This is a genomic window from Actinomycetota bacterium (assembly GCA_030776725.1).
GTDB lineage: Bacteria > Actinomycetota > Nitriliruptoria > Nitriliruptorales > JAHWKO01 > JAHWKW01.
On sequence record JALYHG010000273.1, the window covers coordinates 1 to 8637 of the forward strand.

The window sequence follows — 8637 nt, forward strand, 5'->3', positions numbered from 1 at the left end:
CCGCCGGACCCCGCCGAGGAGCAGCGGGTCGCGGGCCCATCCGCGAAGCAGCGTCGGCGGCGGCGCCGCGGCGATCGCGACGTGCGGGTCGCGGTCGCGGCTGGGACGTTCCTGACCCTGCTGTTCCTCGTGACCTTGTTCACCCACCCGGCGGCGTTCGCCGCTCTGGTGACGTTCCTGATCCTGGTGGGCATCGGCGAGGCGGCCGCTGTCTGTCGTGAGCGGGGGGTGCACGTCGCCGTCCCGGTGATCCTGGTGGCCGCGTTGATCTTCGTGGTCGGCGCCTACCGCGCCGGAACCGGCGGTCTGGTCGTGGGGCTGGTGACGCTGTTCCTGTTGGCGGTGGCGTGGGAGCTGGCCGATCCCCAACGCACCGACGTGTTCCGCACCATCGCGGCCACCGTGATGCTCGGCTTGTGGGTGCCCTTCCTCGGGTCGTTCGCGGTGGTCCTCGCTGTGCGCGGCGTCGACGGGTGGGTGGCGGTCCTCGCCACGGTCGGGGCAGCGGTCGTCAGCGACGTCGGCGCCTACGTGGTCGGGACGTCGTTCGGCCGCCGCCAGGTCGCCCCGTCGGTCAGCCCCGGCAAGACGTGGGAGGGGGTCGTGGGCGGGATGGCCGTGGCCGGGGTCGTGGCTGCGGTGGCCCTGCCGTTGCTGGGGACCGGCGAGCTGTTCGATCCCGTCACGGCGTTCCTGTTCGCCGTGATCGTCGCGGCGGTCGGGGTGCTGGGCGACCTCACCGAGTCACTGTTGAAACGCGACCTCGGCGTGAAGGACTTCGGGCGGATCATCCCCGGCCACGGTGGCGTCCTCGACCGGATCGACTCGCTGCTGTTCGCGCTCCCGGCCGGGTACTACGCCTTGATCCTCGTCGGTTGAGGAGCGGTGCGTGACCCGGGAGGGGCGGTCGTGACCCGCCGACGCGTGGTCGTGCTCGGATCGACCGGATCGATCGGGACCCAGGCGCTCGACGTGGTGCGCACCCACGCCGACCGCTTCGAGGTGGTGGGTCTGGCCGCCCGGTCCGACACCGACCGGCTGGCGGCGCAGGCGGAAGCGTTCGGTGTCGACGAGCTCGCCGTCGCAGACCCTGTCGCCGCCAGCCGGCTCCGCGACGCACGGCCGACCGCGCGGGTGCGCAGCGGGCTGGATGGCGTCGCCGAGCTGGCCGCGCTCCCAGCGGCCGACGTGGTGCTGAACGGGGTGGTCGGTTCGCAGGGCCTGCTCCCGACGCTCGCAGCGCTCGAAGCCGGCCACAGCGTCGCGCTGGCCAACAAGGAGAGCCTCATCGTCGGCGGGCCGCTGGTCGTGCGGGCCGCTGACGGCCGACCTGATGCGATCGTCCCGGTCGACAGCGAACACTCGGCCCTCGCACAGTGCCTCCGCGGTGGGGCACGCGACGAGGTCGCCCGCCTGGTCCTGACCGCCAGCGGTGGCCCCTTCCGTGGACGCGGCCGCGACGACCTGGTCGACGTCACCCCCGACGAGGCGCTCGCGCACCCCACCTGGGACATGGGCCCGGTGATCACGGTCAACTCCGCCACCCTGATGAACAAGGGCCTGGAGCTGATCGAGGCCCACCTGCTGTTCGCCGTGCCATGGGACGCCCTCGACGTGGTCGTCCACCCGCAGTCGGTGGTGCACTCCATGGTGGAGTTCATCGACGGCTCGACGCTCGCGCAGCTGTCGACACCCGACATGCGGTTGCCGATCCAGCTCGCGTTGGGGTGGCCACGCCGGCTCCCGCACGCCCCGGCGACCCTCGACTGGCGACGGGCCACACAGCTGCAGTTCGAGCCGGTGGACCGCGACACGTTCCGGCTGCTGTCCATCGCCGAGGAGGCCGGGCGGCTCGGTGGCACGTTCCCGGCGGTGCTCAACGCCGCCAACGAACAGGCGGTGGCGGCCTTCCTGGACGGGCGCATCGGGTTCCTGGACATCGATCGGGTGGTCGAGCAGGTCCTCGACCGCCACCGCGGCCACACGCAGGGAACGAACGTCACCCTCGACGACGTTCTCCACGCCGAGGGCTGGGCCCGCGCCTGCGCCGACGAACTGTGCGGCGCCACCGCGCTGTAGCGGCGACCCAGGCTCGCGCTAGCGACGCGCATCGCCGCCGGCGAGGCGTCACCGAGCACAGAGAAGGAACAAGTGGCGACCTGGATCGGCAGCGTGCTCTTCGTGATCGCGGTGACGATCGCGATCGGTCTGCATGAGTGGGGTCACTTCGTGACCGCCCGCTGGTTCGGCATGCGTGCCGAGCGGTTCTTCATCGGGTTCGGGCCCACGTTGTGGTCCACGCGCCGCGGCGAGACCGAGTACGGCGTGAAGTGGTTCCCGCTGGGCGGGTTCGTCCGGATCGCGGGCATGTCGATCGGCGAATCGCGGCAGCGGCCGATCGCAGAAGCGGTGTTCGACGGTGACGCGATCGCCGCCGATCGACGCGCCACCGCAGAGACCGAGCGCCGACCGCTCGACGAGGTCGAGGCGGTGCCTGCCGCGACGTGGGAGCGCCTCGACGAGGAGCTCGCGCAGCGCGGCGTTCCGCCCGCCGAGCGCGAGGCGCTGGTCACCGACACCCGCCGGCAGGTGGGCTCCGACGCCAGCGCTGCCGAGGCCGCCCGTGCCTTCACGGCGATCGCGGCGACGCGCCTCGAAGACACCGGCCGGGTCGGGGACCTGCGCCACCGGGTCCTGTCCGGCGACGACGGGCGCTTCTTCCACGACCGGCCGGCGTGGCAGCGGGCGGTGGTCCTGGCGGCTGGCTCGACGATGCACTTCCTGCAGGCCATCGTCCTGCTGCTGGTGGCGTTCTGGGCGTTCGGGATCCAGCCGGTTCCCGTCGTCCGCCAGGTCCTGCCCGACTCACCGGCCGCGGCCGCCGGCCTGCAAGCCGACGACCGGATCGTCGCGGTCAACGGGCACCCCGTGCAGACCTTCCCCGACGCCAAGCGTCGCATCGAGGCCCACGCCGGCGAACCGATCACACTGGCCGTCGAGCGCCGCGACGGCACCCGACGTCAGCTGACTCTGACGACCGCGCTGGTGGTCGGCCAGTTGCCGCCGGGCTCCGTCCTGGCCGATGCCGGTCTGCAGCCCGGCGACCGCATCATCAGCGTCGCCGGCGAGGAGGTGTCGGGCCGATCCGACATCGCTCCGGCTGGGGTGCGTGGCACCGTGGACGTCACGGTGCAACGGCTCGGCGACGAGCCCGGCGACGTCCGCGAGGTGACCCTCACCGTCCCGGCCGGTGCCCTCGATGAGCTCGCACAACTGGTGTCGGGCCTGGCCGGGTTCGTCCCCGCGCACCAGGACCTCGGCGCGGTCGGGGCGCTGCGCGAGACGTTCGTCGGTGAGGGCAGCTTCCCGGCCCTGTTCGTGGGGACGATCCGGGCCCTGGGTGGGGTCTTCGGACCCGAGGGCATCGGGGCGATCTTCCGCCAGCTAGGCGGCGCTGAACGCGGCCTGGAGGGAGGCGCCTCGCTGGTCGGCATCACCATGATCGCCGGCGAAGGCACCGCCGTCGCGGGGGCGTTCTTCCTGCTGGGTCTGCTGGCGTCGCTCAACGTGTTCATCGGCGTGTTCAACCTGATCCCGCTCCCGCCCTTGGACGGCGGCCACCTCGCCGTCCTCGCGGTCGAACGGGGCGTGAACGCCGTCCGTGGCGTGCGTGGCCTGCCGGCCGACTACCGGGTCGACCCGCGCACCGTCACAGCGATCGCCATCCCCGTGATCGTGCTGGTCGGGATGGTGGCGCTCGCGCTGATCGTCCTGGACATCACCAACCCGCTGCGGCTACCGGACTGATCGGCCACCGGCAGGTCATGCCCGTCACCGGTCGCCACCCGGCCGCCCCAGGTCACGTGCGGTAGCGTGAACCGCGACCTTTCAGGAGTCGGCGTGAACCGCGATCTGCCCCTCCTCCCCGCCCAAGCTGCGCGCTCCGGCGACGCGCCGGCCCGGCGCGCCAGCCGACGCATCGACGTCGGTTGCGTCCCGGTCGGCGGGGGTGCCCCCGTGTCGGTTCAGTCGATGACCACGACCCCCACCCACGACATCGACGCCACGCTGCAGCAGATCGCGGCGTTGCAGAACGCGGGGTGCGACATCGTCCGGGTCGCCTGCCCCCGTCAGGACGACGCCGACGCGCTCGCCGCGATCGCCGCCAAGAGCCGCATCCCGGTGATCGCCGACATCCACTTCCAGTGGAAGTACGCGGTCCGCGCGATCGAGGCCGGGTGCGCGGGGGTGCGGATCAACCCGGGCACGATCCACAAGCACGACAAGGTCGCGCTGATCGGCCGCCTGGCGGGGGAGGCAGGCATCCCCATCCGGGTCGGCGCCAACGGCGGTTCGCTCGAGGACTGGCTGCTGGACAAGCACGGCGGTCCCACCGCCGAGGCCCTGGTCGAGGCGGCCCTCGGGGAGGCGCGACTCCTGGAGGACGTCGGCTTCTTCGACATCAAGGTGTCGGTCAAGCACTCCGATCCGTGGGTTATGATCCAGGCCTACCGCCTGCTGGCGGAGCACTGTGACTACCCGCTGCATCTGGGCGTGACCGAGGCGGGCACCCCCAAGGTCGGCAACATCAAGTCGTCCGTGGGGATCGGGGCGCTGCTCGCGGAGGGGATCGGCGACACCATCCGCGTGTCGTTGTCCGCCGACCCTGTGGAGGAGGTCAAGACCGGGATCGCCATCCTGGAGTCGCTGCACCTGCGCGCAGCGCGAGGCTTGCAACTGATCGCCTGCCCGTCGTGTGGCCGGGCCGAGGTCGACGTGTACACCCTGGCGGAGTCGGTCGAGGCCGAGCTGCAGACCCTCGACGTGCCGCTGCGTGTGGCGGTGATGGGATGTGTGGTCAACGGCCCCGGCGAGGCGCGGGAGGCCGACATCGGCGTGGCCGCCGGGCGTGGCAAGGGACAGATCATCCGCCACGGTGAGGTGATCGCCACCGTCCGCGAGGACGACATCGTCGAAGCGCTCGTGCACTTCGCCCAGGAACTGGCGGACGAGGTCCGGGCCGAACGCGGCTCCGGCGCGGCGCGGGTGATCAGCTGACGCCCGGGGAGGACAGCCGTTGAATCCCGCCGACTCCCTCGATCTGGGTCGCTTGCGTCAGCTGGACTTCCGGCACCGCACGTCTGTCCGCGACCCGATGACGCAGTACGACATCGTCGATCGCGACGGCGAGACGGTCGGGGTCGTGCGCCTGGAAGGCGAACCCGGCGTCGACGAGGTCGGACGGTTGTTCACCGACCTGGGGACCGAGCGGGTCCGGCTGGTGGTCCACGCCCCCGACGACACGGTCCTGTTCGCCCTGCAACGGGCCGGTCGCCGGTTCGCCCCGGAACTGATCGTGCTCGATGGGTCGGGCGCGGAGTTGGGGCGCATCGCCCAGCGCAACATCGTCGGCAAGATCCGCCTCACCGTCCACGTGGGGGACGAGACCGTCGCGCAGGTCGAGGCGGACTCGTGGCACGAGGAGGCGTTCACCATCCAGGACGCCGACGGAGAAGAGCTCGCCGTGATCGTCCGCGGCCGCGACGACGTCCCCACCACGACCGGCGTGGTCGACCGCTACCGGCTGCAGATCACACGCGATCCCGGTCCTGACGTGGCCCCGCTGGTGGTGGCCAGTGCCATCGCGGTTGACGCGGCGGTGCACCGCGAGTCGCTGTGACCACCGTGGCCTGTGACGGGCGGAGCCTGGCGGCCCCACACCGCCTCTGGTAGCCTCGGGTCGCTCGGAAGTGGGCGCCTCGTCGCCCACTTCCTGCGGTTCGCCGCCGGCCCCGTCATGTCGGATCCGTGGCCGGTAGGTGGCCGAGAAACCAGGCGTCCACGCGACGGCCGGCCCCCGGGGGCCGGCCGTTGGTGCGAGAGCGCACCTCGAACGAGAGGGGAGGCAGCGATGGCCGCGCAGCGCGACACGGCCCTCGAGGCCCAGGTCCGCGACCTCGCGGAACCCCTCGCTGCCGCGGCTGAGCTCGAACTCGTCGACGTGGAGGTCAAAGGTCATCCCGGGAGCCGCCTGGTGCGGCTGGTGGTCGACGCCGACCAGGGCGTCGACGTGGACTCCTGCGCGACGTTGTCGCACGACATCGGCGTGGTGCTCGACCGGGCCGACACCGTGCCAGGGCGGTACATCCTGCAGGTGTCGTCCCCCGGAGTGGATCGCCCGCTGGTCACCCGCCGCGACTTCGCCCGCAACGTCGGTCGGCCGGTGCGGGTGGTGACCCGGCCGGAGACGTCGTCCCCGTCGGAGCTGACAGGCGTGGTCGTCGCCGTGGACGACGAGGCGGTGACGCTGGAGGTCGACGACGCCGCGGTGTCCGTGCCCCTGGTCGACGTGCAGTACGCGCGGGTGGCGCTGCCGTGGTGACCGGCACGGCGACCTGCGCGTGCGCGACGCCGCCAGATGTAGAGGAGGAACGATGAAGGTCGACATCGACGCGCTGCGCCAGATCGAACGTGAGAAGGGCATCGACTTCGCGACGGTGGTGGAAGCCTTCGAGACGGCGCTCGCGTCGGCGTACAAGCGTTCGCCCCAGGCCACCGGCGACGAGGCCCGCGTCGCGGTCGACCGGGTGTCGGGCGAGATCACGCTCTACGCCCAGGAACTCGACGACGACGGCAACATCGTCTCGGAATGGCGGGAGGAACCCAAGGACTTCGGCCGCATCGTCGCACAGACCGCCAAGCAGGTCCTGCTGCAGCGGCTCCGCGAAGCCGAGCGGGAGATGACCTACGGCGAGTACGTCGGCCGCGAGGGCGACATCGTCACCGGCATGGTCTCCCAGCAGGGCAACGTCACGCTCCTCGACCTCGGCCGGAGCCAAGCGTTGCTGCCCTACAGCGAGCAGGTCCCCAACGAACGCGTCCAGCACGGCACCCACGCGCGGGCGCTGGTGATCGAGGTCCGCCGCCAGCCCAAGGGCGCGCAGATCGTGGCGTCGCGCACCCACCCGGCGTTCGTGGCGGCCCTGTTCGCGTTGGAGGTCCCCGAGATCGAGGAGGGGATCGTCGAGATCCGCGGCATCGCCCGCGAGGCCGGGCACCGCACCAAGGTCGCGGTCAGCTCCAACGACCCGGCGGTCGATCCGGTCGGCGCGTGCGTCGGGCCGCAAGGCTCGCGCGTGCGGGCGGTGATGCAGGAGCTGCACAACGCGGGCCTCGAGAAGATCGACATCATCCCGTGGGCGGACGAGCCCGAGGGGCTGGTCGCCAACGCGCTGTCACCCGCGAAGGTGACCGACGTCTACCTCTACCCGGAGGAGGCCACCGCGATCGTGGTGGTCCCCGACTACCAACTGTCGCTGGCGATCGGACGCGAGGGGCAGAACGCCCGCCTGGCGGCGCGTCTGACCGGCTGGCGGATCGACATCAAGAACGAATCGCAGTTCGCCGAGGAGCAGCGCGCGTTCCAGGAGGCCTTCGAGGCCGGGCTGGTGGACGAGTACGGCCGACCGCTGAGCGAGGAGGGACAGGCGGCGATCGCCGCTGCGCAGGAGGCGGCCGACTCGGCCCGCCAGCGGGTCCTCGACGAGGACAGCGAGGCGAGCAAGACCGCGTGAGGAAGGGTCGAGCAGTCCGACGCGTTAGCAGACACGAGGCCGCCGTGTCGCACACACCGATGCGGACGTGTGTCGCGTGCCGGCGTACGCGACCCAAGCAGGAGCTGGTGCGGATCGTGCGCGACCCGGCCGGTGTACGCGTCGATGACAGTCAACGCCTTCCCGGCCGGGGCGCCTACCTGTGCCCCGACCCGGCCTGCGTGGCGGCGGCGACCCGCCGCGGAGCGCGTGCCGTCCGGCAGGGGCTCAGAGGCGCAGATCAGCACGACGTTGAGGACGCATTGGCCGCGCTGGACGCGGCGGTGCGGACGGGAGGAGATCCCGAGTGAGTAACACCATCAGAGTCTACGAGCTGTCCCGGGAGACCGGCCTCGCCAACAAAGAGGTCCTGCGTCGCCTGACCGAGCTCGACATCGAGGCATCCAGCCACTCCTCGTCGATCACGCTCGGTGACGCTCAGCGGTTCCGTGAATCGCTGGGCCGACGCACCACCGAGGACGATGAGGAGGAGCGGCGCCGCCAGCAGGAGGCACGGCGGCTGGCTGAGCTCGACCTGTCCGCGGTCGGTGCGCCGGAGCGGAAGAAGGCTGCCAAGGTCCTGCCGCCACACCTGCGGGCACAGCAGGAAGCCCAGGAGCAGGGCGAGGCGGCGGTGGCCGCCGCGGCGGCACCGACCGTCGAGGCGCCAGAACGCCCCGCAGAACCGGCGCCGGCCGCGCCGATCGAGGAACCTGCGACCGCCCCGGCCCCCGAGCCGCAGGCCCCGGCCGCCCGCACACCCACCGCCGAACCGCAGGCCCCGGCCGCGCGGATGCCCGGCGCCCCGCCGCCACCCGCTCCGGCGGGTGAGGCACCGCGTCCCACCCCGCCTGGCGTGCGGATGCCCGGAGCGCCCCCGCCACCGAGCGTCACCGGGAACGTGCCGCGTGCCCGTCGCGTGGTCGAATCCCGGATGCCGCAGGAGGGATCGGGTCGCCGCTCGATCCCACCGCCCGTCCGCCCTGCTCCCACACGCCGCCCCAGCGAGCCCGGCCGTGGCGCGCCGGGCCGGCCAGCCGCACCC

8 protein-coding genes and 1 pseudogene are annotated in these 8637 nt (G+C 72.2%); all 9 read left to right on the plus strand.

Annotated features, from left to right (window positions below; all coding sequences use genetic code 11):
• The coding region (locus M3N57_13145; protein ID MDP9023616.1) for a phosphatidate cytidylyltransferase at positions 1-879 on the plus strand (879 nt) is incomplete at its 5' end.
• A gap of 6 nt (positions 880-885) precedes the next feature.
• Complete coding sequence (gene dxr, locus M3N57_13150; protein ID MDP9023617.1) at positions 886-2079, plus strand: 1-deoxy-D-xylulose-5-phosphate reductoisomerase; 1194 nt, start codon at positions 886-888, stop codon at positions 2077-2079.
• Between the two features lie 72 nt (positions 2080-2151).
• Complete coding sequence (locus M3N57_13155; GenBank protein ID MDP9023618.1) at positions 2152-3807, plus strand: RIP metalloprotease; 1656 nt, start codon at positions 2152-2154, stop codon at positions 3805-3807.
• A gap of 105 nt (positions 3808-3912) precedes the next feature.
• Positions 3913-5058 carry a flavodoxin-dependent (E)-4-hydroxy-3-methylbut-2-enyl-diphosphate synthase gene (gene ispG, locus M3N57_13160; GenBank protein MDP9023619.1) on the plus strand — a complete coding sequence of 382 codons (1146 nt, stop codon included), beginning with the start codon at positions 3913-3915 and terminating at the stop codon, positions 5056-5058.
• A gap of 19 nt (positions 5059-5077) precedes the next feature.
• Positions 5078-5680 carry a hypothetical protein gene (locus M3N57_13165; GenBank protein MDP9023620.1) on the plus strand — a complete coding sequence of 201 codons (603 nt, stop codon included), beginning with the start codon at positions 5078-5080 and terminating at the stop codon, positions 5678-5680.
• 231 nt (positions 5681-5911) lie between these two features.
• Positions 5912-6382: a ribosome maturation factor RimP gene (locus M3N57_13170; protein ID MDP9023621.1), complete on the plus strand. Its 471-nt coding sequence runs from the start codon at positions 5912-5914 to the stop codon at positions 6380-6382.
• 52 nt (positions 6383-6434) lie between these two features.
• Positions 6435-7574, plus strand: coding sequence for a transcription termination factor NusA (gene nusA / locus M3N57_13175; GenBank protein ID MDP9023622.1), 1140 nt, complete (start codon positions 6435-6437; stop codon positions 7572-7574).
• Positions 7575-7681: 107 nt separating this feature from the next.
• Positions 7682-7903, plus strand: coding sequence for a YlxR family protein (locus tag M3N57_13180; GenBank protein MDP9023623.1), 222 nt, complete (start codon positions 7682-7684; stop codon positions 7901-7903).
• Positions 7900-7995, plus strand: a pseudogene (locus tag M3N57_13185) (translation initiation factor IF-2 N-terminal domain-containing protein). Before M3N57_13180 ends, M3N57_13185 begins: the two are co-directional and overlap by 4 nt.
• Positions 7996-8637 lie beyond the last annotated feature (642 nt).